At 66.3% G+C, this 24,056-nt stretch carries 18 protein-coding genes, 3 tRNA genes and 1 pseudogene; 13 read left to right on the top strand and 9 right to left on the bottom strand.

Going from position 1 to position 24,056, the window contains the following annotated elements:
• Positions 1 to 220: 220 nt before the first annotated feature.
• Positions 221 to 1,912 carry an asparagine synthase B gene (gene asnB / locus AC5P8Z_RS02705; protein ID WP_286071443.1) on the top strand — a complete coding sequence of 564 codons (1,692 nt, stop codon included), beginning with the start codon at positions 221 to 223 and terminating at the stop codon, positions 1,910 to 1,912.
• 54 nt (positions 1,913 to 1,966) lie between these two features.
• On the opposite strand, the gene AC5P8Z_RS02700 is transcribed toward asnB, so the two are convergent.
• Both AC5P8Z_RS02700 and AC5P8Z_RS02695 read right to left on the bottom strand, forming a co-directional pair.
• On the bottom strand, positions 1,967 to 3,058 hold the full coding sequence (locus AC5P8Z_RS02700) for a hypothetical protein (protein ID WP_495228008.1): 1,092 nt from the start codon (positions 3,056 to 3,058) through the stop codon (positions 1,967 to 1,969).
• Between the two features lie 99 nt (positions 3,059 to 3,157).
• Positions 3,158 to 5,497: a penicillin acylase family protein gene (locus AC5P8Z_RS02695; protein WP_495228006.1), complete on the bottom strand. Its 2,340-nt coding sequence runs from the start codon at positions 5,495 to 5,497 to the stop codon at positions 3,158 to 3,160.
• 126 nt (positions 5,498 to 5,623) lie between these two features.
• On the opposite strand from AC5P8Z_RS02695, the gene bfr reads away from it, so the two are divergent.
• On the top strand, positions 5,624 to 6,112 hold the full coding sequence (gene bfr / locus AC5P8Z_RS02690; RefSeq protein ID WP_005415872.1) for a bacterioferritin: 489 nt from the start codon (positions 5,624 to 5,626) through the stop codon (positions 6,110 to 6,112).
• A 331-nt stretch (positions 6,113 to 6,443) separates the two neighbouring features.
• On the opposite strand, the gene parC is transcribed toward bfr, so the two are convergent.
• Positions 6,444 to 8,687 carry a DNA topoisomerase IV subunit A gene (gene parC, locus AC5P8Z_RS02685; protein WP_286071446.1) on the bottom strand — a complete coding sequence of 748 codons (2,244 nt, stop codon included), beginning with the start codon at positions 8,685 to 8,687 and terminating at the stop codon, positions 6,444 to 6,446.
• Between the two features lie 60 nt (positions 8,688 to 8,747).
• On the bottom strand, positions 8,748 to 9,629 hold the full coding sequence (locus tag AC5P8Z_RS02680) for a helix-turn-helix domain-containing protein (RefSeq protein ID WP_049399506.1): 882 nt from the start codon (positions 9,627 to 9,629) through the stop codon (positions 8,748 to 8,750).
• A 172-nt stretch (positions 9,630 to 9,801) separates the two neighbouring features.
• Between AC5P8Z_RS02680 and emrR the strand changes: the two genes are divergently transcribed.
• The 4 genes from emrR to emrB are packed head-to-tail and all read left to right on the top strand — an operon-like array spanning position 9,802 to position 14,522.
• The gene (gene emrR, locus AC5P8Z_RS02675) at positions 9,802 to 10,245 is read left to right on the top strand and encodes a multidrug efflux system transcriptional regulator EmrR (RefSeq protein ID WP_049429561.1); all 444 of its coding nucleotides are present in this window, start codon (positions 9,802 to 9,804) and stop codon (positions 10,243 to 10,245) included.
• Positions 10,242 to 11,735, top strand: a complete 1,494-nt coding sequence (gene emrC / locus AC5P8Z_RS02670; protein ID WP_495228003.1) for a multidrug efflux transporter outer membrane subunit EmrC — start codon at positions 10,242 to 10,244, stop codon at positions 11,733 to 11,735. The genes emrR and emrC overlap by 4 nt, the downstream gene beginning before the upstream one ends.
• Positions 11,736 to 11,746: 11 nt before the next feature.
• Positions 11,747 to 12,928, top strand: coding sequence for a multidrug efflux MFS transporter periplasmic adaptor subunit EmrA (emrA, locus tag AC5P8Z_RS02665; RefSeq protein ID WP_286071448.1), 1,182 nt, complete (start codon positions 11,747 to 11,749; stop codon positions 12,926 to 12,928).
• Positions 12,929 to 12,935: 7 nt separating this feature from the next.
• Positions 12,936 to 14,522: a multidrug efflux MFS transporter permease subunit EmrB gene (gene emrB / locus AC5P8Z_RS02660; protein ID WP_295565656.1), complete on the top strand. Its 1,587-nt coding sequence runs from the start codon at positions 12,936 to 12,938 to the stop codon at positions 14,520 to 14,522.
• A 109-nt stretch (positions 14,523 to 14,631) separates the two neighbouring features.
• Here emrB and AC5P8Z_RS02655 read toward each other — a convergent pair whose 3' ends face one another.
• The 3 genes from AC5P8Z_RS02655 to AC5P8Z_RS02645 form a co-directional block, all read right to left on the bottom strand.
• Positions 14,632 to 14,910 (bottom strand): hypothetical protein, encoded by a 279-nt coding sequence (locus tag AC5P8Z_RS02655; protein WP_495228001.1) that lies wholly within the window; start codon positions 14,908 to 14,910, stop codon positions 14,632 to 14,634.
• A gap of 323 nt (positions 14,911 to 15,233) precedes the next feature.
• Positions 15,234 to 15,318 (bottom strand) — tRNA-Leu (locus AC5P8Z_RS02650).
• 50 nt (positions 15,319 to 15,368) lie between these two features.
• Positions 15,369 to 16,268 carry a LysR family transcriptional regulator gene (locus AC5P8Z_RS02645; protein WP_495228000.1) on the bottom strand — a complete coding sequence of 300 codons (900 nt, stop codon included), beginning with the start codon at positions 16,266 to 16,268 and terminating at the stop codon, positions 15,369 to 15,371.
• 99 nt (positions 16,269 to 16,367) lie between these two features.
• Between AC5P8Z_RS02645 and AC5P8Z_RS02640 the strand changes: the two genes are divergently transcribed.
• Complete coding sequence (locus AC5P8Z_RS02640; RefSeq protein WP_495227999.1) at positions 16,368 to 17,114, top strand: sulfite exporter TauE/SafE family protein; 747 nt, start codon at positions 16,368 to 16,370, stop codon at positions 17,112 to 17,114.
• Between the two features lie 56 nt (positions 17,115 to 17,170).
• Here the strand turns inward: AC5P8Z_RS02640 and AC5P8Z_RS02635 are convergent.
• Positions 17,171 to 17,255: transfer RNA gene (locus AC5P8Z_RS02635), tRNA-Leu, on the bottom strand.
• 230 nt (positions 17,256 to 17,485) lie between these two features.
• Here AC5P8Z_RS02635 and AC5P8Z_RS02630 point away from each other — a divergent pair.
• From AC5P8Z_RS02630 to AC5P8Z_RS02620, 3 genes are read left to right on the top strand one after another with little or no spacing between them, the layout of a single operon-like run.
• On the top strand, positions 17,486 to 17,764 hold the full coding sequence (locus AC5P8Z_RS02630; RefSeq protein ID WP_414495047.1) for a zinc ribbon domain-containing protein: 279 nt from the start codon (positions 17,486 to 17,488) through the stop codon (positions 17,762 to 17,764).
• A complete protein-coding gene (locus tag AC5P8Z_RS02625; RefSeq protein WP_414495046.1) occupies positions 17,765 to 18,604 on the top strand; it encodes a CFI-box-CTERM domain-containing protein in 840 nt (279 codons plus the stop codon).
• A gap of 4 nt (positions 18,605 to 18,608) precedes the next feature.
• Positions 18,609 to 19,715 carry an SPFH domain-containing protein gene (locus AC5P8Z_RS02620; RefSeq protein ID WP_495227997.1) on the top strand — a complete coding sequence of 369 codons (1,107 nt, stop codon included), beginning with the start codon at positions 18,609 to 18,611 and terminating at the stop codon, positions 19,713 to 19,715.
• A gap of 131 nt (positions 19,716 to 19,846) precedes the next feature.
• Here the strand turns inward: AC5P8Z_RS02620 and AC5P8Z_RS02615 are convergent.
• A tRNA-Leu gene (locus tag AC5P8Z_RS02615) sits at positions 19,847 to 19,931 on the bottom strand.
• A 359-nt stretch (positions 19,932 to 20,290) separates the two neighbouring features.
• On the opposite strand from AC5P8Z_RS02615, the pseudogene rnr reads away from it, so the two are divergent.
• From rnr to rlmB, 3 genes and pseudogenes are all read left to right on the top strand, one after another.
• Positions 20,291 to 22,519 (top strand): annotated as a pseudogene (gene rnr, locus AC5P8Z_RS02610) (ribonuclease R); the annotation flags it as partial.
• Between the two features lie 132 nt (positions 22,520 to 22,651).
• On the top strand, positions 22,652 to 23,134 hold the full coding sequence (locus tag AC5P8Z_RS02605) for a GFA family protein (protein WP_495227996.1): 483 nt from the start codon (positions 22,652 to 22,654) through the stop codon (positions 23,132 to 23,134).
• A gap of 155 nt (positions 23,135 to 23,289) precedes the next feature.
• Positions 23,290 to 24,033 (top strand): 23S rRNA (guanosine(2251)-2'-O)-methyltransferase RlmB, encoded by a 744-nt coding sequence (gene rlmB / locus AC5P8Z_RS02600; protein WP_005408775.1) that lies wholly within the window; start codon positions 23,290 to 23,292, stop codon positions 24,031 to 24,033.
• Positions 24,034 to 24,056 lie beyond the last annotated feature (23 nt).

Raw genomic sequence — 24,056 nt, 5'->3', positions numbered from 1 at the left:
ACCGCCGTCAACAACAACCGCAATAATCTGCGTGCGAATAATCGCGCGCGGCCGATGCGGGACTGCGCCCTGGGTAGATAGACAGCAACACACGCCCGGACACCAGAAAACCCGCATCAGCCGATGCGGGTTTTTTTGTGCCCGGGCGCAGCCCCGCCCGGGCCTGGATGGCCGGTCGAACACCCCTTCCTCAGTGAAATCCCCCAACAGGAGCTCCACCATGTGTTCGATCTTCGGAATCTTCGGCCTGCAGGCCGGTGACGATCTTCCCGCCCTGCGCCGTCACGCGCTGGAACTGTCGCAGCGCCAGCGCCACCGTGGCCCTGATTGGAGCGGCGTGTACCTCGACGAAGGCGCCTTGCTGGTCCACGAGCGGCTGGCCATCGTCGATCCGGCCGGCGGTTCGCAACCGCTGCTGTCGGCCGATGGCCAGCTGGCGCTGGCGGTGAACGGCGAGATCTACAACCACCAGGCGTTGAAGGCCGCGCTGACCACCGCCTACGACTTCCAGACCGGCTCGGACTGCGAAGTGATCAACGCGCTGTATCGCCAGGGGGGATCGCCGGCGCAGTGGCTGGAGCAGCTCAACGGCATCTTCGCGTTCGCGCTGTGGGACCGTGCCAGTGGCCGCGTGCTGGTGGCGCGCGATCCCGTGGGCGTGGTCCCGCTGTACTGGGGCCATGATGCGCAGGGACGCCTGCGCGTGGCGTCGGAGATGAAGGCGCTGGCGGATACCTGTGCCGATGTCGCGCAGTTCCCGCCGGGCCACTATTTCGACAGTGCCAGCGGCGAGCTGGTGCGCTACTACCAGCAGCCGTGGCGCGACTACGCCGACGTGCAGGGCCGCCAAGCCGACCTGGCCGAACTGCGCCAAGCTTTCGAGCACGCGGTGGAGCGCCAGCTGATGAGCGACGTGCCGTACGGCGTGCTGCTGTCCGGTGGCCTCGATTCATCGCTGGTGGCTGCGGTGGCTGCACGCTATGCGCGTGGCCGTATCGAAGACGGGGGCCAGACCGAAGCCTGGTGGCCGCGCCTGCACTCGTTCGCGATCGGGCTGAAGGGCTCGCCCGACCTGGCCGCCGCTGCGGTCGCCGCCGAGGCACTGGGCACCGTCCATCACGGCTTCGAGTACACCTTCGAGGAAGGCCTGGATGCGCTGCCGGAAGTGATCCGCCACATCGAAACCTACGACGTCACCACCATCCGCGCGTCGACGCCGATGTTCCTGCTGGCGCGGCGGATCAAGGCGATGGGCGTGAAAATGGTGCTGTCCGGCGAGGGCAGCGACGAGATCTTCGGCGGCTACCTGTACTTCCACAAGGCGCCGGACGCGCGCGAATTCCACGACGAGCTGGTGCGCAAGCTCGACGCCCTGCACAACTACGATTGCCTGCGTGCCAACAAGTCGATGATGGCCTGGGGCGTGGAGCCGCGCGTGCCGTTCCTCGATCGTGAATTCCTCGACGTGGCGATGCGCTTCGATGCTGCGCACAAGATGGTCGGTGCCGGGTTCGGTGGCCGTCGCATCGAGAAGGCGGTGCTGCGCGAGGCGTTCGATGGCTATCTGCCCGACAGCATCCTGTGGCGGCAGAAGGAGCAGTTCAGCGATGGCGTCGGCTACGGTTGGATCGACGGGCTGAAGGCGCATGCCGAAGCACAGGTGAGCGACCGCGTGCTGGCGGCCGCCGACAAGCGCTTCCCGCACAACCCGCCGCAGACCAAGGAGGCGTACTACTATCGCCACCTGTTCGAGCAGTTCTTCCCGAGCCGCGCGGCCGCCGAGACGGTGCCGGGCGGAAAGTCGATCGCCTGCTCGTCGCCCGCGGCGATCGCGTGGGATGCCAGTTTCGCCGCTGCGGCCGATCCGTCCGGCCGTGCGATTGCCGGCGTGCATGAGCAGGCGTTGGCCTGACAGGCGGCGTCATCAAGTACCCCACACCATTGCAGCACGGTGTGGGATTCTGGGTCAGCTGGCGCAGCAATGCGCCGGCTGGCATTCCATCGCTGAGCCGTTCAACACGGTGTCGCACAACATCGCCGCAGTACTGCTGAGCGTCTTGCCTGCCTCGATCAGAATGCCATCACGACGCTTTCCGACGAGCACGGTGTCAATGAAGAAATACAGCGTTGCCTGATCGGGGCTGGTAATGCCGTTCTCGGCGTCAAGACTGATTCTGTCGTCGATGCCAAGCTGCCGTGCTATCGGACACGCACGTGGGCGCGAGTGCTCGCGTTCGGAAAGCCAGACTCCGAGCTGATCGAAGTCCATGGAAAGCAACCTATGAAGCACGCCCTCCCTGAGGAAGGGACGGCTGCTCTGTGGAATTTCGATGTACGTGTACCAGCGCGTCTCCGCATCAAACGTCTCCGATGTTGACCTCGGCGGGCGGTTGACGTTGTGTTTGATGACGTTGTTGATTTCCGAATACAGCTTGAATCGCAGTCCTTCTCCATTGATCGCGTTGCTGATGAGTGGCTGGACGTAATAGAAATAGGTGCGCAGCTGCTTGAGCGGGCTCCCAGGCAGGCCCTCCTCGCGCTCAGGGTCAAGCGCTACGCCAAGTGTCTTCAGTCGATCTTCGATGGATGCCGAATAGAGTTCCAGCCAAAAATCGGGACGATCCTGCTGGTCTTCCTTCCACCTTTGCTTGTACGCAGCCGAAAACTCCTCCAAAGCAGGTAGCAAATCGGCCTTGCCTGCATTTTTCCCATTCAACTGGAGCCTGGGGTGTTGGATCCAGTCATGATGCACGCTGGTTATCCTGCTTTCCGGAACGCCGATGCGGATGGCACAGAGCATCGCGTAGTAGTCGATGAGCGACGACATTGCGCCGAGGATCGCGTCTGCCAAGGCCGCTTGGCGATGGACAGCGGCCTCTGGCTCGGTCCGATCATTGACTGCAGGGGCGATCAGCTTTGACTTGGGCTGCTGTTCGCGTGCCCGTGTGTCGTAGACAGAAGTGCACGCGGACCTGTACAGCTGCCGAAGCTGCAGCAGCTTTGCACATTGGCTTTGAATGCTGTCGCGTACAGCAGCTTCCAGAGATGTCTGCAACATGGATCTGCTCGGATGATCGAGAAGTCCTGAACTCTAGGACGTAATCTTCAGCGTGTCTCTAGGAACAATTGCGAACTTCCGGCAGGCTGCCTGGTTCCCTCAGTCTGGCGCCTGTGGTGCAGGCACCAGCGTCATCACATGTTGTGCCTTGCCCGGCAGGAACGGCGTCGGGCGCCCATGCACCCAGTCCTCGTGGCCGGCGCCCCAGTACGGCGAGAGGGGATGACCGCTCTGGCCGCCGGGCATGTGCACGATGCCGTCGGCCTCGTGGCCCGGTGAAACCACCATGCGTTCAGAGGCACCGAAGTTCGGCGTCTGCACGCGTGGCATGTCGCGGTCGCCGGGCAGGCGGTCGGCCGGCATGCACAGCCAGCGCTGGGCGATGCCCGGCAACGCACGGGCGATGGGATGGCAGATCGCCGCAGTGTTGCGCTCGCCCCAGCTGCGCTTGGCCAGCGGACCCTGCCTGGAGAGTTCGGCTTCCGTACGCCGTGCTGCGTCGATCAGCAAGGCATCCCAGCTGTTGAATGCCGGTGGCAGCAGGTGGGCCGGGCGCTGCTGCAGCATCGGCCAGACCACGCCTTCCAGCTGCGCCAGGCGCGGTTCGAGATAGTCCTCACCCAGCTGCGCATTGGCCGGGGCCAGCAGGGCCTCGGACAGCGTCTCCATCACGTGGGTGCGGAACCCGCGCACCACTCGGTAGCTCACCGAACTGGCTGAGGCGCGCCCGCCCCATTGATGGCTGACCGCCTTCAGCCGCTTCAGCGCCGGGTCGTCACTGCCTTCGATGACGTCGTGCAGCAGCGCCCACCAGCGCTGCAGGAACACAGCGCGGTCATCGAGCTGGATCGCCAGCAGGTCGTGCTCGTCGAAGCGCTCCTGGGTCGCCAACAGATCGCGGATCTGGCGCGCGCGTGCGCCGAGGTCATAACCACCGTTGCCGACAGTGGCCAGTGCCTCGCTGTCGAGGACGCGGCCGTTGGCGGTCCACAGGCGATGGTTGGGTGGGTCGATCAATGCCGGGGCGGCATCGCTGCGGATCGGCCACGGTGCGCAGTCCTGGTTGCTGGCGGCCGTGAAGCCGGCCGGTGCACAGCCGGGGCCGCGGTCCGGGCGGGCACCGATCAGGCGCCAGGCGATGCGTCCGCTGCGGTCGCCGACCACCAGGTTCTGCGCGGGGATGCCGGCGCGGTCGGCGAAGTGCAGGGCAGCGTCCAGATCGCCGGCGCGGGCCAGGTCACCGAAGTCCAGCCGCACGGCTCCGGGCAGGTGGGCGACCCAGCGCAGCGCATCGCCGCTGCCATCGGCATGGGTGTGCAGGATCGGCCCCCAGGCGGTTTCGCGCACCGGGAACACCACGTCGGCCTGGCCGGCTACGGTGATGCGTTCTTCATGTACGGTCTCCGCGGCGTTGGCCGGTTCAGTCCGGTAGTCCGCCGTGTCGATGTAGCTGTTGGTGAAGCCCCAGGCCACGTGCCCGTTGCTGCCCACGATCACCGCCGGTAGGCCGGGCAGCGAGAAACCGGTGACATCGACCTGGCCGCCGGCAGCCTGCGGGTCGGGGTAGCGCAGGCGCACGCGGAACCACAGGCCTGGTGCGCGCAGGCCCAGGTGCATGTCGTCGGCGACGATCGCGCGGCCATCGGCGGTAAGTGCCCCGGCCACCGCGAAGTTGTTGCTGCCGACGGCGTCCGCCTCTTCCTGCGCGGTGCCGGGTTTCCCCTTCAATGTGCGCAGGTCAAGCTGGCTGGCATCGGGCAGGGTGGCGTTGCCCGTCGGTTCGCCGAACAGCGGTGCATCCCATTCAGTGCCGTCGTGGGCGATCAGCGCGTACAGCGCCGGCGGCACCACCGCGCGGATGCGGCTCAGTGCAAGCTCGGTCTGGTTGCCCGGATCCTGCAGGTCGGCATACATGGCCAGCCCGGCCAACACGCTGTCGCTGGCCTGCCAGGGCTGCGGCGATTGCCGCAGCAACAGGTACGCCCACGGCCGCACGGACAGATCGGCCAGGCCTTCGTTGACCCCGTCCACGTAGGCACGCACGGCCTCGCCGTTGTCACCCAGTGCGGTCTGCAGGTTCGCCTCGGTACGTGCGCGCAGCCGGTGTACGCGCATGCGCTTGTCGGCGTCGATGGCCTTCGGGCCGAACAGCGCCGACAGCTCGCCTGCAGCGCTGCGGCGCATCAGGTCCATCTCGAAATAACGCTCCTGCGCGTGCACGTGGCCCAACGCACGCATCGCGTCGGCCTGGCTGCCGGCGGTGATGGTGACCACCCCCAGCGCATCGCGCTCGATCGTGACCGGCCTGGCCAGCCCCGGCAGCGGATGCTCGCCGTCCAGGTCGGCCAGGCTGCCGCGCAGCAGCAGCCACAGCACCAGGACGGTGACCAGCACGATGGCGATCAACACGCCCAGCACCCAACGCCATGTACGTCGCATCGCACGTCCTTTCCGAACTCGTGGGTCGATTGTAGCCGCAGGCGCAACTGCGACTGATTCCGATTAGATCACCGTAATTTGAAATGCGGCACCCTATGTCACATTGATTCACAGGAGCCCCCCCCCATGAAAGGCAACCCGGACGTCATCGCCTGCCTAAAGGAACTGCTGCGCGGCGAGCTTGCTGCCCGCGACCAGTACTTCATCCATTCCCGCCGTTACGAGGACCAGGGCCTGTTCGCGCTGTACGAACGCCTGAACCACGAGATGGAAGAGGAGACCCAGCACGCCGATGCGCTGCTGCGCCGGATCCTGTTCCTGGGCGGCGACCCGGACATGCGCCCGCATGCCACCGAGCCCGGCAAGACCGTGGAAGAGATGCTGCAGAAGGACCTCGATACTGAATACGCCGTTCGGAACAATCTGGCCGCCGGCATGAAGCTGTGCGAGGAGAAGGGCGACTACGTGAGCCGCGACATCCTGCTGGCGCAGCTGAAGGACACCGAGGAAGACCACGCCTGGTGGCTGGAACAGCAGCTGGGCCTGATCAAGCGCATCGGCCTGGAGCTGTACCAGCTGAGCAAGATCGACGGCAGCGGCGCCCCGGCGCACTGAGCCGGCACCGCTCTTTTCGGTAGAGCCGACCGCTGGTCGGCTGCCTCGTTTCATGTAGAGCCGAGCCATGCTCGGCTGCTGTTGGACCCGAGTCGAGCATGGCTCGACTCTACAAAAGTTCTGTCGCCCGCCAGCACCGGAGCATCGCGCGCCAGCCTTCGCCAGCCAGCCGCTCCACAGCCCGCCAGCCGACAAACGAAAAAGCCGGGGAATCCCCGGCTTTTTCTTGTCCGGGGTCAGATCCTTTTTCAACGAAAACGGATCTGACCCCTCGCCATGTCGGATGGGTCAGAGCCCTTCCCCGTGGAAAGGGATCCGACCCCGTTACCCATCATTCCACCGACAACCCTTCCACCTTCTGCCAGCCGCGCGGCAGCAGGTGGCCGCGGGTGGCGCGGGCGCCGAGGTAGGCGTCGAGCTCGTTGAACTTCAGGCCCATCGTGCGCTGACCGCTGCGTACCTGCAGGGTCTGCCCCGGGCTGATCGCGACGATGGCGACCACGCGTTCGGTGGCGAGCTTGGCCTTCGGGATCTCGATGATCTTGTTGCCCTTGCCCTTGTCCAGTTCCGGCAGGTCGTTGGCGGCGATCGCCAGCAGGTTGCCCGAACTGGTCACCGCCACGATGCGGTCGGTGGCGACGTTGGCCACTGCCGACGGGGTCAGCACCGACGAACCGGCCGACAGGTTCAGCATCGCCTTGCCGGCCTTGTTGCGGCCGATCAGGTTCTCGAAGCGGGTGACGAAGCCGTAACCATGGCTGGAGGCCAGCACGAAGCGGGTGTCCGGCTCGGCGCTGGCCAGGGTCACGAAGCTGGTGCCCGGCGCCGGCGAGAAGCGGCCGGTCAGCGGTTCGCCATTGCCACGCGCGGAGGGCAGGGTGTGCACCGGCGTCGAGTAGGCGCGGCCCTCGCTGTCGAGGAACGCGACCTGCTGGGTGCTGCGCGCGCGCACCGCGCCCTGCAGTCCGTCGCCTTCGCGGTAGGACAGGGCCGATGCATCGACGTCGTGTCCCTTGGCGGCACGGATCCAGCCCTTCTCCGACAGCACCACGGTCATCGGCTCGCTCGGCACCAGCTCGGTCTCGTCGATGGCCTGCGCCGCCTGGCGCTGCACCAGCGGCGAGCGACGGGCGTCGCCGAACTTCTTGGCGTCGGCGGTCAGTTCGTCGCGGATCAGCTTCTTCAGCTTGGCCTTGCTGTCGAGGATGCCGAGGATCTTCTCGCGCTCCTTGGCCAGCTCGTCCTGCTCGCCGCGGATCTTCATCTCCTCCAGGCGGGCCAGCTGCTTCAGCTTGGTTTCCAGGATGTACTCGGCCTGTTCCTCGGACAGGCCGAAGCGCGCGATCAGCGCCGCCTTCGGTTCGTCCTCGGTACGGATGATGTGGATCACCTCGTCCAGGTTGAGGAAGGCGACCAGCAGGCCTTCCAGCAGATGCAGGCGGCGCTCGACCTTCTGCAGGCGGTGCTGCAGGCGGCGGGTGACGGTGTTGCTGCGGAAGGTCAGCCATTCGCTGAGCAGCATCTTCAGGTTCTTCACCTGCGGACGGCCGTCCAGCCCGATCACGTTGAGGTTGACGCGGTAGCTGCGCTCCAGGTCCGTGGTGGCGAACAGGTGGCCCATCAGCTGCTCGGCGTCGACGCGGTTGGAACGCGGCACCAGCACCACGCGCACTGGGTTGGCGTGGTCGGATTCATCGCGGATGTCTTCCAGCCACGGCAGCTTCTTGGCGCGCATCTGGGCGGCGATCTGCTCGATCACCTTCGACGGCGACACCTGGAACGGCAGCGCCGTCACCACGATGTTGTTGGCTTCCTTGGTGAAGGTCGCACGTGCACGCACGCTGCCGTTGCCGGTCTCGTACATGTTCCGCAGATCGTTGGCGGCGGTGATGATCTCGGCGCTGGACGGGTAGTCCGGGCCCTGCACGTGCTCGCACAGGTCGCGCACGGTCGCATCGGGGTTGTCCAGCAGGTGCAGCAGCGCGCTGACGATCTCGTTGAGATTGTGCGGCGGTACGTCGGTGGCCATGCCGACGGCGATGCCGGTGGTGCCGTTCAGCAGCAGATGCGGCAGCCGCGCCGGCATCCAGGTCGGTTCCTGCAGGGTGCCGTCGAAGTTCGGCGCCCAGTCGGTGGTGCCCTGGCCCAGCTCGCCCAGCAGCACTTCGGCGATTGGCGTCAGCTTGGATTCGGTATAACGCATCGCCGCGAACGACTTCGGGTCGTCGCTGGAGCCGAAGTTGCCCTGGCCCTCGATCAGCGGGTAGCGGTACGAGAACGGCTGGGCCATCAGCACCAGCGCTTCGTAGCACGCGCTGTCGCCGTGCGGGTGGTACTTACCGATGACGTCACCGACGGTGCGCGCGGACTTCTTCGGCTTGGACGCGGCATTCAGGCCCAGCTCGCTCATCGAATAGATGATGCGGCGCTGCACTGGCTTCAGGCCGTCGCCGATGAACGGCAGGGCGCGGTCCAGGACCACGTACATCGAGTAGTCGAGGTAGGCGCGTTCGGCGTACTCGCGCAGCGGCAGTTGTTCGAATCCGTGGAACACGGGGCGGGCAAGTTCGGTCATGCGGCGTTGTTACCTGTTGTCGGGAGGCGGCGACGGCGGTCGCCGCTCGCAATCCTGTGATTATCCGGATGCGGCGGGGGATGCCAAGCCGCGCGCAGGGTCCAGCCCGGTTTCCAGGCCATGCCCGGCCCGCGCCAGGTAGCGCCCGGGCGGCAGCCCGAAGTGGCGGCGGAACACGGTGACGAAGGCGCTGGCGCTGCTGAAGCCCAGTGCGTGGGCGATGTCGGCCACGCTGCGGCCGTCGGTCAGCTGGCGCAGGGCTTCGGAGAGCCGGGCCTGTTGCCGCCACTGGGCGAAGCTGAGCGTGGTCTCGTCGCGGAAGTGGCGGGTCAGGCTGCGCGGCGACAGGCCTGCCCAGTGCGCCCATTCGGCCAGGCTGCGTTCGTCGGACGGGTCGGCCAGCAGCTGCGAGGCGATCTTCAGCAGGCGCCGATCGTGCGGCATCGGCAGGTGCATGCGCTGGCGTGGCGCGGTACGGATCTCGTCCAGCAGCACCTCGATGATGTGCTGGCGTTCGGGCGTGGTGTCGTAGCCCAGCGGCCATTCGCAGATGCGGTCAGCCAGCGCCTGCGCCAGCTTGGACAGGCCCAGCACGCAGGGATCGGCCGGCAGGGTGGCGCAGGCCGGCGCGGCCAGCGCCATGCCCCAGCCACGCAGCGGGCCGTCGAGGGTGACGGTATGCGGCTCCAGTGGCGGCATCCAGCCGGCCGAGCCCGGCGCCAGAGACCACGTCCCGTGCGAGGTGCGGGTGGTCAGCAGGCCGCGTTCGACACAGATCAGCTGCGCGCGCTGGTGGTGGTGCCAGTCCACTTCCCGGACCAGCCCCAGCGGGCTGTCGAAGCGGAAAGCGACCACCGGCGGGCCATCGTTGCGCTCGAACCAGTCCAGTGCGTCGTCCCTGAGCAAGCGTTTGGGAGGGGGGATTTCTGCCTTGTTCATCATGTCCGCTGGCTGAAATGTGTCATCCATTGGCTTAATTGTACTACCGGGCCAGCTGAGCGGGCCATTAAGGTGTGCGCCTTCACTGATCCAGCCCACTGCTGCAACACAGCATTCGATGCCAGATCGAATATTTCCATTGAGAAATATTTTTTTTGGAAGAGAATGCTCCCCCATGATCTGTCCTGCAACCACCCCCCCCAGCTTCGGCCTGCTGCTGCGCCAGGTGCGCGACGGCCTGGTCCGGCAACTCGACGCGTCCATGGCCGAAGAAGATCTGGGCATCGGCTTCACCCACTACATCGGGCTGAAGGTGCTTTCGCACATGGCCCCGTGCACCGCCAACGAGCTGGCCCAGGCCATCGACCAGGTGCCCAGCGCGGTCACCCGCCTGCTGGACAAGCTGGAGGCGCTGGGCTGCGTCCGCCGCGAACCGCATGCGCAGGACCGCCGCGCGTTGCAGATCGTGCTGACCGATGAAGGCCGCGCGTTGTGGGCGCGGCTGAAGCTGCGCGGCGACGCGGTGATGGATTACGCCTTGCGCGATCTTTCCACCGACGAGCGCACGCTGCTGCTGTCCCTCCTTACCCGAATCCGCGATTCACTGACGACCCCATGAACCCGATCCCGCATCCCACTCTCCGCCGGTCCGGGCGCGCGCTGCTGGTGTCAGCGCTGGCCCTGGCTTTGGCCGCCTGCGCCAGCAGCCGCGGCCTCACCCCGCAGGGCCACGTGCTTGACGTGGACAGCCTGCACAGCGAACGCACCCTGGCCGACACCGACCTGAGCGCCACCGGCTTCCCGGCGCAGGACTGGTGGAAGGCGCTGGGCGATGCGCAGCTGGACGCGCTGGTTGCCGAGGGCCTGGCCGGTCATCCGAGCCTGGACGCCGCCGACGCGCGTCTGCGCCAGGCCCAGGCCCAGGTCGGTACCGCGCGCGCCGACGAGCTGCCCAGCCTGTCGGTGTCCGGCGGCTACACCGGCCTGCGCCTGCCCGAGTCGATGGTCGGCAGCGAATTGGGTGGCCGCTACGGCGGCAGCAGTCAGGTCGCCTTCGACTTCAGCTATGGCGTGGACCTGTGGGGCGGCAAGCGCGCCGCCTGGGAAGCCGCCGTGGACGGTGCCCACGCCGCCACCGTCGAAGCCCAGGCCGCCCGCCTGAACCTGTCCACCGGCATCACCCAGGCCTATGCCGAGCTGGCCTATGCGTGGCAGCTCAATGACGTGGCCGAGGAAGAGCTGACCCGTTCGCAGAAGTCGCTGGAGCTGACCCGCCAGCGCCGCAGCGCCGGTATCGACAGCGACCTGCAGGTGCGCCAGGCCGAAGCCCGCGTGCCGGCCGCACAGCAGCAGGTGCAGGCCGCGCAGCAGCGCATCGACGCCGCCCGCACCGCGCTGGCGGCACTGGTCGGCAAGGGCCCGGACCGTGGCCTGTCGATCCAGCGCCCGCAGCCGCTGAACCCGGTGGCATTGCAGCTGCCGGGCGTGCTGCCCAGCGAACTGCTGGGCCGTCGCCCCGACATCGTCGCCGCGCGCTGGCGCGTGGAAGCGGCCGACAAGCAGATCAAGGTGGCCAGGACCAAGTTCTACCCGAGCTTCAACCTGACCGCGCTCGCCGGCGTGGTCGCCCCGAACGTGGGCGACCTGCTGAAGAGCAGCTCCACCTTCGCCTACATCGGCCCCGCGCTGAGCCTGCCGATCTTCGAAGGCGGCAAGCTGCGTGCCAACCTGGCCAACACCGATGCGAAGTACGACCTGGCGGTGGCCAACTACAACCAGGCCGTGCTGGACGCGCTGCGCGACGTGGCCGACCAGGTCAACGCGGTGCGCTCGCTGGCGCAGCAGGCGCATTCGCAGCAGCAGGCCGTGGACACCGCACGCTCGGCCTTCGACCTGGCCCAGCAGCGCTACCGCGCCGGCATCGGCAGCTACCTGGACGTGCTGACTGCGCAGTCCACGCTGTTGCAGTCGCAGCAGCAGCTGGCCGGCCTGCAGTCGCAGCAGGTGCAGTCCTCGGTGCGCCTGAGCAAGGCGCTGGGTGGTGGTTTCCAGCCCGCTGACGCCGACCGCGCACCGATCGCCTCCCATTCCGATTCCTCGCATTCCTGAAGACCCCTGCCATGAGCCAGACCCAAGACACCGCGGCCCCGGCCGCCTCCAACCGCCGCGGCAACCTGCTGCGCGGCCTGTTCGTGATCGTCGTGCTGCTGCTTGCCGCACTGGCGCTGTGGTACTTCATGTTCGGCCGTTGGTTCGAAGAAACCGACGATGCCTACGTGCAGGGCAACCAGGTGCAGATCACCCCGCTGGTGGCCGGTACCGTGGTCGCCATCAACGCCGATGACGGCATGCGCGTGGAGCGCGGCCAGCTGCTGGTGCAGCTGGACCCTTCCGACACGTCGGTGGCACTGCAGCAGGCCGAAGCCAACCTGGCCAAGACGGTGCGCCAGACCCGCGGTCTGTACCGCAGCGTGGAAGCTGCACAGGCCGACTTGAACGCGCGCCAGGTGACCCTGAAGCGCGTGCGCGACGACTTCGCCCGCCGCAAGGGCCTGGCCGCCACCGGCGCCATCTCCAACGAAGAACTGGCCCACGCCCGCGATGAGCTGGCCGCCGCCGAAGCGGCCGTGGCCGGTTCGCGCGAGACCGTCGAGCGCAACCGCGCGCTGGTCGACGACACCGTGATCGCCACCCAGCCGGACGTGCAGGCGGCGGCCGCGCAGCTGCGCCAGGCCTTCCTCAACAACGCCCGCGCCGGCATCGTCGCGCCGGTCACCGGTTATGTCGCCCGTCGTTCGGTGCAGGTGGGCCAGCGCGTGCAGCCGGGCAACGCCCTGATGGCGGTGGTGCCGACCGAGCAGATGTGGGTCGAGGCCAACTTCAAGGAAACCCAGCTGCGCCACATGCGCCTGGGCCAGGAAGTGGAGCTGAAGTCGGACCTGTATGCCGGTGACGTGAAGTACAAGGGCCGCATCCAGAGCCTGGGCCTGGGCACCGGTTCGGCGTTCTCGCTGCTGCCGGCGCAGAACGCCAGCGGCAACTGGATCAAGATCGTGCAGCGCGTGCCGGTGCGCATCGCCATCGATGCCAAGCAGCTGGCCGAACACCCGCTACGCATCGGCCTGTCGATGAAGGCCGAAGTGAGCCTGCGTGACCAGAAGGGTGAAGTGCTGCCGACCGCTGCCGCCAAGGGCACCGTGTTCGACACCGACGTGTATGCCAAGCAGCTGCATGATGCCGACGAGGTGATCCACACGATCATCCAGGGCAACCTGCCGCAGCAGCAGGCGAAGGCGGGCTGAGGTCGCCATGTCCGCACAAGCTCCAGCCGCGCCCGGCGCTCCGGGCGCACCGGCGGCGCCGGGAGCGGCCTCCGGATTCCTGCCGCCCAGCGTCGCCCTGTGCACCGTGGGCCTGGCGATGGCGTCGTTCATGCAGGTGCTCGACACCACCATCGCCAACGTCTCGCTGCCGACCATCGCCGGTAATCTCGGCGCCAGTTCGCAGCAGGCGACGTGGGTCATCACCTCGTTCGCGGTCAGCACGGCCATCGCGCTGCCGCTGACCGGCTGGCTCAGCCGCCGCTTCGGCGAACGCAAGCTGTTCGTATGGGCCACGCTGGCCTTCGTCATCACCTCGCTGCTGTGCGGCCTGGCCCAGAGCATGGGCATGCTGGTGCTGTCGCGTGCACTGCAGGGCTTCGTGGCCGGCCCGATGTACCCGATCACGCAGTCGTTGCTGGTGTCGATCTATCCCCGCGAGAAACGCGGGCAGGCGCTGGCGCTGCTGGCGATGATCACCGTGGTGGCGCCGATCTGCGGCCCGATCCTCGGTGGCTGGATCACCGACAACTACAGCTGGGAATGGATCTTCCTGATCAACGTGCCACTGGGCATCTTCGCCGCGCTGGTGGTGGGCAACCAGCTGAAGGGGCGCCCGGAGCAGATCGAGAAGCCGAAGATGGACTATGTCGGCCTGGTCACCCTGGTGATCGGTGTCGGCGCGCTGCAGCTGGTGCTCGACCTGGGCAACGACGAGGACTGGTTCTCGTCGATGAAGATCGTGGTGCTGGCCTGCGTGGCAGTGGTGACGCTGACGGTCTTCCTGATCTGGGAGCTGACCGACAAGGATCCGATCGTCGACCTCAAGCTGTTCCGGCATCGAAACTTCCGCGCAGGCACGCTGGCGATGGTGGTGGCCTATGCGGCGTTCTTCAGCGTGGCGCTGCTGATCCCGCAGTGGCTGCAGCGTGACATGGGCTACACCGCGATCTGGGCGGGCCTGGCGACGGCGCCGATCGGTATCCTGCCAGTGATCATGACCCCCTTCGTCGGCAAGTATGCATCGCGATTCGACATGCGCATGCTGGCCACGATCGCCTTCATCGTGCTGTCGATGACCAGCTTCCTGCGCTCGAACTTCAACCTGCAGGTGGACTACATGCACGTGGCCGGCGTGCAGCTGATCATGGGCATCGGCGTGGCGCTGTTCTTCATGCCCGTGCTGCAGATCCTGCTGTCGGACCTGGATGGGCGCGAGATCGCGGCGGGTTCCGGCCTGGCCACCTTCCTGCGTACGCTGGGCGGCAGCTTCGCGGCATCGCTGACCACGTGGCTGTGGGCGCGTCGTACCCAGGTGCACCATGCGGATCTGACCGAGCACATCTCGGCCTATCAGCCGGGCATGCAGGACCAGGTGGCCGCGATGGGGCAGGGCAACCTGCAGAACGGTGCCGCGGTGCTGAACAACATGATCAACCACCAGGCCTCGCAGATGGGCTTCAACGACATCTTCTTCCTGCTGGGCTGGATCTTCCTGGCGATCATCACGTTCCTGTGGCTGGCCAAACCGCCGTTCGGCGCAGGCGCAGGTGCGGCCGCCGGCGGCGGACACTGAAAACTCCCTGGAAACACGTGCTGTATTTTGACCCCGCCTCAAGGCGGGGTCCTTGTTTGTGCAGCGCGGGTCCCACGGGCCCTGGCGTTGGGGGAGTGCAGCGGCAGGTTCAGCGCGTGCGATAGACGCGCTTGAACACCACCCGATCACGGAACAATAGGGAAATGGCCCACATTCCCGCCACAAGTACGGCGCCACACGTGAGCCAGCCGGCAGTGGCCTGCAATCGGCTGCCGACCAGGGTGCCGCAGATGATGGCGGCGACGAAGACGAGCATTACGGCCTCCTTCGATGCGCCGTAGTGGACCTCGGCCTGGCATCCCACGCATACGCGTACGCCGTGATTCGAGCCGGTGTGGCAGTGAGGGCAGATGATGGTGCGCTGCATGGGGACATCCTTTTGGGGAAAGGGACGCTGGTCAGGTCGTGGCGATAGACCTGCAACCGGCTCCTGTAAATCTGCCTTCCACCGAAATGGAATCGGGTAGATCTCCGACTAGGAAAAGTACGAACTGAGCGGGTAACGTGAAATGCGACCCAAAAGGAGGCCGTTCAGGGTTTGGTGACGGCGCGCCGGGAGGAGGTATGCACCAGCGGGTGACGCCTGGGGGGGGGCGAGATGCGACAGTTCGAGCGGTAGATGCGATGCCACGCTCGCCAAACCCCGGAAACGAAAAAACCCGCTTTCGCGGGTTTGATCACTTTGAGTCGTGGTGCCCAGGAGAGGACTCGAACCTCCACGGTTTTACCCGCTAGTACCTGAAACTAGTGCGTCTACCAATTCCGCCACCTGGGCGACTCAGGAGATGAATTATGAGGAACGACAGCGGGGGTGTCAACAACATTTCACACTTTTCTCTGCGGCTCCACGCCCAGGTGCAGCAGCAGGCTGCGCATCGCCGGTGACAGCTGCGCCCACTGGGCGAAGCACGCGCACAAACGGCGTTGTGCCCACGCATCGGCAAGCGGCACGGCGACGGTACGCGTGCTGCGCCGATGCTGGCGGGCGAGGGTACGCGGCACGATGCCGACGCCGATGCCGTGTCCGACCATGATGCACACGCCTTCGAAGGTCTTCATGCGGATGCGCACGTCCAGTCGGCGACCGATGTCGCGCGCCTGGCCTTCGATGTAGGTCTGCAGTGCATTGCCGTCGGCAAGGGCGACGAAGGTCTCGCTGGCAACCTCGGTGAAGGACACGCTGCGCCGCGATGCGAAGCGGTGGTCTGCGGGCAGCAGCATCACCAACGGGTCTTCCGCGACCACATGCTGCTGCAGGCCGGTGGCATCGACCGCGTCGCTGATGATGCCGGCCTCGGCCTGGCCGGCATTGATCGCTCGCACGACGTCCGGGCTGGTGCGTTCCAGCAGTTCCACGTGCAGGCGCGGGCGTTCGGCCAGCCACGGCGCGAGCCGCGAGGGCAGGTAGTTGGTCAGTGCTGCGGTATTGGCATACAGATGCAGGGTGCCGCGTGCGCCGTGTGCGAACGCCTGCAGCTCACCGCGCAGCTGTGCCTGTTGCTGCAGGATCAGGCGTGCATGGTGGGCAAGGGCGGCGCCGGCTTCGGTCAGGCTGACGCCGCGCGGATGCCGGTTCAACAACGCGGTGCCTGCGTCGGCTTCGATCATGCGCAGGCGTTCGCTGGCCGAACCCAGGGCCAGGTTGGCCTGTGCTGCGCCGGCGGTGATGCTGCCGGCCTCGGCGATGGCCAGGAACAGACGCAGGTCGGCGATATCCATCCGCATGGGGTGCCCTCATCGCAACGCCGGCGCCTTCGGATCAGCCGAAGGCAGGGGCGGGAAGACCGCATTGTGCGCCGATGGTCTGCCCGATCCAATGAAGGCATGAGTGAGACAACGTATTTCTACGTGCTGCTGGTGGCGGTGTTCGTGCTGGCCGGCGTGGTCAAGGGCGTGACCGGCATGGGCTTGCCCACGGTGGCGATGGGCCTGCTCGGTGGCACGCTGTCGCCGGTGGCAGCGGCGTCGATGCTGTTCATTCCCAGCTTCGTCACCAACGCGTGGCAATTGGTGTCCGGTCCGTCGCTGGGCGGCATCGTGCGGCGGCTGTGGCCGATGATGCTGGCAGTGGTGGTGGTGACCCTGGCTTCGGCAGCGCTGCTGGTGCGGGTCGACCGCACCGGGTCCCGCGTTGCCCTGGGCGTGGCCCTGGTGGTCTATGCAGCCTATGCGCTGCTGGCGCCTGTATTCCGTGTACCGCAACGGCGCGAGCGTTGGCTGGGGCCGCTGGTCGGTGCGCTGTCGGGCGTGGTCACTGGTGCGACGGGTGTGTTCGTGATGCCGGCGGTGCCGTACCTGCAGTCGCTGGGGCTGCAGCGCGAGGAACTGGTGCAGGCGCTGGGGCTGGCGTTCACCGTGTCAACGATTTCGCTGACCACCGGACTGGTGATGCACGGTGCATTCGGCATCCAGCAGCTGGGCCTGAGTGCGCTGGCGGTGGTGCCGGCGCTGCTGGGCATGTGGCTGGGCCAAGTGATCCGGCAGCGCATCAGCGCACGGGTGTTCCGCGCCTGTTTCCTCGGGTTCCTGCTGCTGCTTGGGCTGGAACTGGTGTTGCGGCCGCTGTTCTGATGCCGGATTCCGGGCATGAAAAAACCCGCTTTCGCGGGTTTTTCTCATTCTCGACGTGGTGCCCAGGAGAGGACTCGAACCTCCACGGTTTTACCCGCTAGTACCTGAAACTAGTGCGTCTACCAATTCCGCCACCTGGGCGTCGAGGAGCGAGATTATGGGGTGTTGTTACGGAGGTGTCAACACCTGCGCCCGGTATGCCTGCGAGGGGGCTCACAAGGCCAGCCAGGGCCCATGCGTCCCACCCGTTTGCCGTCTGGATTGCCGCACGTTTTGGCCCGATGATGCAGCGCTGACCGATGCGGCGCAGGGAGGGTGCCTGCCGTGGTCGGGTTGGAAACGAGATCCTGGCATGCAGCAGCAAGGAGTGAATGGTGGAGTGTCGGTCGTGCGGTGCGCCCCTGCGGACTGCAATGCGGGTGTGTGCCTACTGTGGAAGCCTGCCGGAAGAGGCAGCGGCGGTCCGGCCCGCGATGGATGCCGGGATCGCCGGCGAAGCGGATCCGCGTGCCCTGGAGGCCTCCTTGCGTCGCGAGCTCGCGTTTCTTGTCGAGCAGCAGGTTGAAACCGGTCATCCAAGCATTGCCCGGAAGATTGAAAACGTCGAGCGGAGGCTCGGTGCACTTTTGCAGCAAACAGGGGGAGTATAAGTGTCGGATGCAGCAGATTCCTTCGTCGAGAAAACCTTCGACGAGTTCACCGAAAAGACTGAAATCACGCATGTCCAGCAGTTCATGTGGGGAGAGGGGGACCTCTACATCCGCGATTACCTGGACGAGGTCGCCATCAGCTCGGAAAATCTGAGCGCGTTCAATGCCCGGTTTACACTGCGGCGTGTCAAGACGGCTGAGCTCGATGTCCTTGTGCTCGATTGCGTGGTGATCCGTGCCGATGATTGGTTCCATGCGCGCGATGGTGTGATCTTCTTCAACTGCGATCAGGTCAATCAGCGGGTCGAGTTCACCGAGCAGGACACCCAGGTCGAGCACATCGGTGGCCAGATGTTCTGCTTCGAGAATGGGCGTTACATCATCTCCGAAGCGCTTCTGAAGACGATCTGTGCTGCTCAGGTCCTGAAAGTGCGCATCCAGGGCGCGACCGTCCATTCGGATCCGCCGCTGGACTGGTGCCAGGGATTCCAGAAGTACTGCAGGCAGTTCTACAACAACGTCTACGATGCCAGTGCCTGGGCCGAAGCGGTGGCCGGTGGCCTGCCGCCGCCGGCGAAGACGGGGTGTTTCATTGCCACGGCGGCCATGGGCTCATACGAGGATGGCAGCGTGCGGGTGCTGCGGCGGTATCGGGACCGCGTGCTGCGCAGGACAGCGGCGGGCCGCCGCTTTGTCAGGCTCTACTATCGCTGCTCGCCGCCGGTGGCTCGCCTGATCGAGGGCAGTGTGCTGGCCCGTGGCGCTACGCGGGTGCTGCTGGTTGCACCGCTGGCTGCGTGGGCGCGACGTCGCCTGTCTGCCAGCACGATCGAGGCCTGACTGCATGGCGCTCATTGATGTCGTTGCGTTCGAGAACACTGCGCAGGACTTCGTCTGGAAGTTTCCCTCCACCCGCCTGAGGTGGGGTTCGCAGCTGGTGGTGAAGCCCGGCCAGGTCGCGTTCTTCGTCTACCGCGGCACCATCCGCGAGGAGGTGCGCGAAGGAACGATTACGCTCGATACGCACAACCTGCCTTTCCTGACCACGCTCACCAGCGTGCCGTTCGGAATGGACAGTCCGTTCCAGGCCGAAGTCTGGTTCGTCAATCTCGTCTCGAAGCTGGACAACCTGTGGGGGACCCGCCGCCCGATCCAGCTGGAGGATCCCCGATACGGCGTGGTCGTGCCGGTGCGCGCCTATGGCCAGTACGGTTTCCGGATCACCGACGCGCGGCGGTTCCTGGAGTCGCTGGTGGGGGCGGGGACCGGCTTTTCGGCCGGTCAGGTGGTCGAGTACTTCACCGGGGTGGTGCTGCAGGCGGTCAACGTGCACCTGGCGCGCGCGCTGACGACGCTGCGCATCTCCGTCGTCGAAGCGGCGCTGCACCTCGAGGAGATTGCTGCGCAATGCAGTGCGGCCATCGATGAAGAGATGGGTCAATTCGGTGTCAGCCTCGTCAATTTCTACTTCCACTCGGTCAACGTACCGGAAGACGATCCGAGCTTCCGCCGGCTGAAGGAACTGAAGGAAAAGACGGCTGAGCTGAACATGCTGGGGCGCGATATCTACCAGTACGACCGGTCGATCGACGTGTTGAAAACCGCAGCGGCCAACGAAGGCAATCCGGCGGTGCAGGCCGGGCTGGGGCTCGGTGCAGGCCTGGGGTTGGGGCAGGGCATGGCAACTCAGCTGGATGTGCTGACCCCGCGGCTGCCGGTACAGCCTCCCTCGCTTCCCGTCGCCACACAGTACTTTCTGGCCGTGGACGGCAATGCCTCGGGGCCTCACGCCCTTGAACAGGTGTGGCGCCTTCTGCGTGAGCGTCGCATCACCGTGGAGACACTGGTCTGGCATGAGGGATTGCCCGCCTGGAAGGCGGTGCGGGAGATCCCGCAGCTTGCGGAAGGGGGCATGCCGCCGATTCCGGGTGGCCCGCCGCCGCTGCCCTAGCCCTTGTGCCGGTTATCCGACGGGACGCCGAAGGCGGCGTCCCGCTTCCATGTCGCCATTGTTGGCGTGGGGGAGGCGCAACGCAAAAACCCCGCCAAGGCGGGGTTCTGTGCGGCCGAAGCCTTGAAACGTGGTGCCCAGGAGAGGACTCGAACCTCCACGGTTTTACCCGCTAGTACCTGAAACTAGTGCGTCTACCAATTCCGCCACCTGGGCGTTCCAGAGGCGCAATTGTGAAGATGAATCCGCAGGCTGTCAACGACTTCCAGAATATTTTTCACGCAAGGCCTTCAAGACGGCCACTGACCCGTTCTGCACGCCGTCAACGGCTACCATGTAGGGCGATGACTACCAAAAAACCAAGCAAGGGCGGGAGCACCTCCCGCGGCCAAGCCCCGAAGAAGGGCGCCAAGGCGGGCACGGCCCGCACCACCAAGCCGGGCAAGCCGTTGCCGGGCTGGTTCCCCGAATTGAATGAAGACGGCGCACCACCGCGTGGCCGCAAGGTCCGCAATACCGACGCGCCAGGCCCGGCCCCGGGCCGCAAGCTGCCGCCGACCGGCAAGGTGATCGAAGATCCCTACGCCGCGCGCGAAGCGGAGAAATACGAACAGCCCATCGCAAGCCGCGAGGCCATCCTGGCCCTGCTGGAGCGCTGCGAAGGGCCGCAGACGGCCGAGGAGCTGGGCGCACGCCTGGGCCTGACCGCACCGGATCGTGCCGAAGCGCTGTCGCGCCGGCTCGGCGCCATGGTCCGTGATGGCCAGCTGGTGCAGAACCGCCGTGGCGGCTTCGCCCCGATCCAGACCCTGAACCTGGTCACCGGCGTGGTGATCGCCAACCCGGAAGGGTTCGGCTTCCTGCGCCCGGTCGAGGGGGGCGACGACCTGTTCCTGCCCCCGTATGAAATGCGCAAGGTCATGCACGGTGACAAGGTGCTGGCCCGCGTGACCGGCATCGACCACCGTGGCCGTCGGGAAGGCAGCATTGCGCGCGTGCTCGAACGCGGCATGACCCGCCTGATCGGCCGCTTCAGCGTCGAGATGGGGATCAACTACGTGGTGCCTGACGACAAGCGCGTGCAGCGCAACGTGCAGGTACCGCCGGACCAGACCGGGGGTGCGCGTGATGGCCAGCTGGTGGTCTGCGAACTGACCCAGGCGCCGGACAGCCGCCGCCCGCCGATCGGCCGCATCATCGCCGTGCTCGGCGACAAGCTGACCGCATCGCTGGTGGTGGAAACCGCCATCCACGGCCACGAGCTGCCGTTCGAGTTCCCGCAGGAGGTGCTGGACGAAGCCGCCTCGGTGCCGATGGTGGTCGAGCCGGCGATGATCGGCGACCGCGTGGATCTGCGCAGCACGCCGCTGGTGACCATCGATGGTGAGGATGCCAAGGACTTCGACGACGCGGTGTACTGCGAACCGAATGCCGATGGCTTCCGCCTGGTGGTGGCGATTGCCGATGTCTCCAACTACGTTCGCCCGGGCACGCCGCTGGACGAGGAAGCGCAGAAGCGCGCCACGTCGGTGTACTTCCCGGGTTTCGTGGTGCCGATGCTGCCGGAGACGCTGTCCAACGGCATCTGCTCGCTGATGCCCAAGGTCGACCGCATGTGCTTCGTCTGCGACATGCAGATCGACCGCGACGGCCTGGTCACGCATTCCCGCTTCTACGAAGCGGTGATGAACTCGCACGCGCGCCTGACCTACACCCAGGTGTGGAAGGCGGTGGGCGAGGACGATGCCGATACCAAGGCCTGGATGGGTGACCTGCTGCCGCAGGTGCAGCGCCTGCACCAGCTGTACAAGGTGCTGTCCAAGGCACGTGCCAAGCGGGGTGCCATCGAGTTCGAAAGCAGCGAAGTGCGCTTCGTGCTGGACAACCGCGGTGAAGTCACCCAGGCCGGCATGCTGGTGCGCAACGATGCGCACAAGCTGATCGAGGAGTGCATGATCGCGGCCAACGTCGAGGCGGCGAAATACCTGCTGTCGCGCCACGTGCCGGCCCCGTATCGCATCCACGAGAAGCCGCCGGAAACCAAGTACGCCGACCTGCTGGAATTCCTCAAGGAGTTCAAGCTGAGCCTGCCGCCGTGGTCGAAGGTGCGCCCGGGTGACTACACCAAGCTGCTGAAGAAGATCCGCGACCGTCCCGATGCCACGCTGCTGGAATCGGTGCTGCTGCGCAGCCAGAGCCTGGCCATCTACAGCCCGGAGAATCACGGCCACTTCGGCCTGGCGCTGGAGGCGTACGCGCACTTCACCTCGCCGATCCGTCGCTATCCCGACCTGCTGGTGCACCGTGCGATCAAGCACGCACTGTCCGGCAAGCCGCTGGACAAGTTCACCTACAACGCACGTGAAATGGCGGCGCTGGCGCTGCAGTGTTCCGAACGCGAGCGCCGTGCCGACGAGGCCGAGCGCGAGGTCGACGAGCGCTACCGCGCCGCGTGGATGGAAAAGCACGTGGGCGGCCAGTTCGACGGCGTGATCAGTGGCGTGACCAGCTTCGGCCTGTTCGTGGAACTGGATGAGTCGAAGGTACAGGGCCTGGTGCACGTGACCCAGTTGCCGCAGGACTATTACAAGTTCGATGCCACCCGCAAGACCCTGACCGGCGAACGCCGTGGCAGCAGCTACCGGCTGGGCGACCGCGTGCGGATCCTGGTGCTGAAGGCCAGCATGGAAGAGCGCAAGATCGACTTCCGCCTGGTCGAGCACAAGGGCGAGGACGAAGGCGATGGCCTGCCGCCGCTGCCTGAACGTGGCAAGCCGGCCAAGCGGACGAAGAAGAAGTATTGATTGGTAGAGCCGAGCCATGCTCGGCTGAAAATCCACGGTGGGTGCCAACCAGGGTTGGCACCCACCGTATCGGCACCGCTCATCAGATAGGTGTCGAGCTTGGTCGACACGATCTTCCGGAGGAAAGCAGCAATGCAGGGCCAACCCGAGTACCGCGGCGGCTGCCAGTGCGGCGCCATCCGCTTCCAGGTGCGCGGTGAGCTGACCGACAGCTCGATCTGCCATTGCCGGATGTGCCAGAAGGCCTTTGGTGCCTACTACGCGCCACTGGTGTCGGTGCGCGGCGTGCAGTTCAGCTGGACCCGCGGCCAGCCGCGCTGTTTCCAGTCGTCCAACGTGGTGCGGCGCGGCTTCTGTGCCGACTGCGGCACACCGCTGACCTACGAGGCACCGGACGGCGTGGCAGTGGCGGCTGGCGCCTTTGACGAACCCGAGCGCTTGCCGCCGACGATCCAGTACGGGATCGAGCGCAAGCTGCCGTTCGTCGATACGCTGGCCGATCTGCCGGCCCGTCGTACCGAGGACGATGCCGCGGCCCTGGACTTCCTGGCCACGATCGTGTCCCACCAGCACCCCGACCACGACACCCCGCACTGGCCGCCGCGCAGCCGGTAACGCACCTGTAGAGCCGAGCCCACGCTCGGCTGGCGGGTCGCCGCAGCCTGAACCCAAGGCCGCCGGGTGCAGGCTCGGCTCTACAGGCGGGCCCGCCGCAGCGCCCGGCCCGCCGATGCTCTACCATAGCCACCCCCTTTCCGGTCCCCGCCCGCATGAGCAAGAACAGCCAGTGGATCGTCGGCGTCAACGCCGTCGCCTCCTCCATCGAGAACGACGCCGAGAACGTCCGCGAAGTGCTGGTCGAGGCCGGGGCGAAGAACCCGCGCCTGACCGAGATCGAGGAGAACGCCCGCCGCAAGGGCATCGACGTGCGCAAGGTGAACAGCCAGGCGCTGGATGGCGTGGGCGGTTCGGTGCGGCACCAGGGCGTGGCCGCCCGTTACGCCGCCGCCCGTACCTACAGCGAGAACGAGCTGGAAGGCCTGGTCACCGCCGCTGAGGGCAAGGCCCTGCTGCTGGTGCTGGACGAGGTGCAGGATCCGCACAACCTCGGTGCCTGCCTGCGTTCGGCCGCTGCCGCCGGTGCGACTGCAGTGATCATCCCCAAGGACAAGTCGGCCACGGTCAATGCCACCGTGCGCAAGACCTCGGCCGGTGCCGCCGATCTGATCCCGGTGGTGGCGGTGACCAACCTGTCGCGCTGCCTGAAGGACCTGCAGAAGCAGGGTGTGTGGATCTACGGACTGGCCGGTGAAGCCACGGCTTCGCTGTACCAGCTGGATCTGAAGGGCAACATCGCGCTGGTGCTGGGCGGCGAAGCCGACGGCCTGCGTCGCCTGACCCGTGAAAACTGCGATGGTCTGGTCAAGATTCCGATGCCGGGCGAGATCGAGAGCCTGAACGTCTCCGTCGCTGCCGGTGTCAGCCTGTTCGAAGCCGTGCGCCAGCGCGGTTGATCGGCACCGATCGGGGTCAGATC

The organism is Stenotrophomonas sp. YJH_SMC_17, from assembly GCF_059371655.1.
This window is presented reverse-complemented; position numbering and strand designations above follow the sequence as displayed.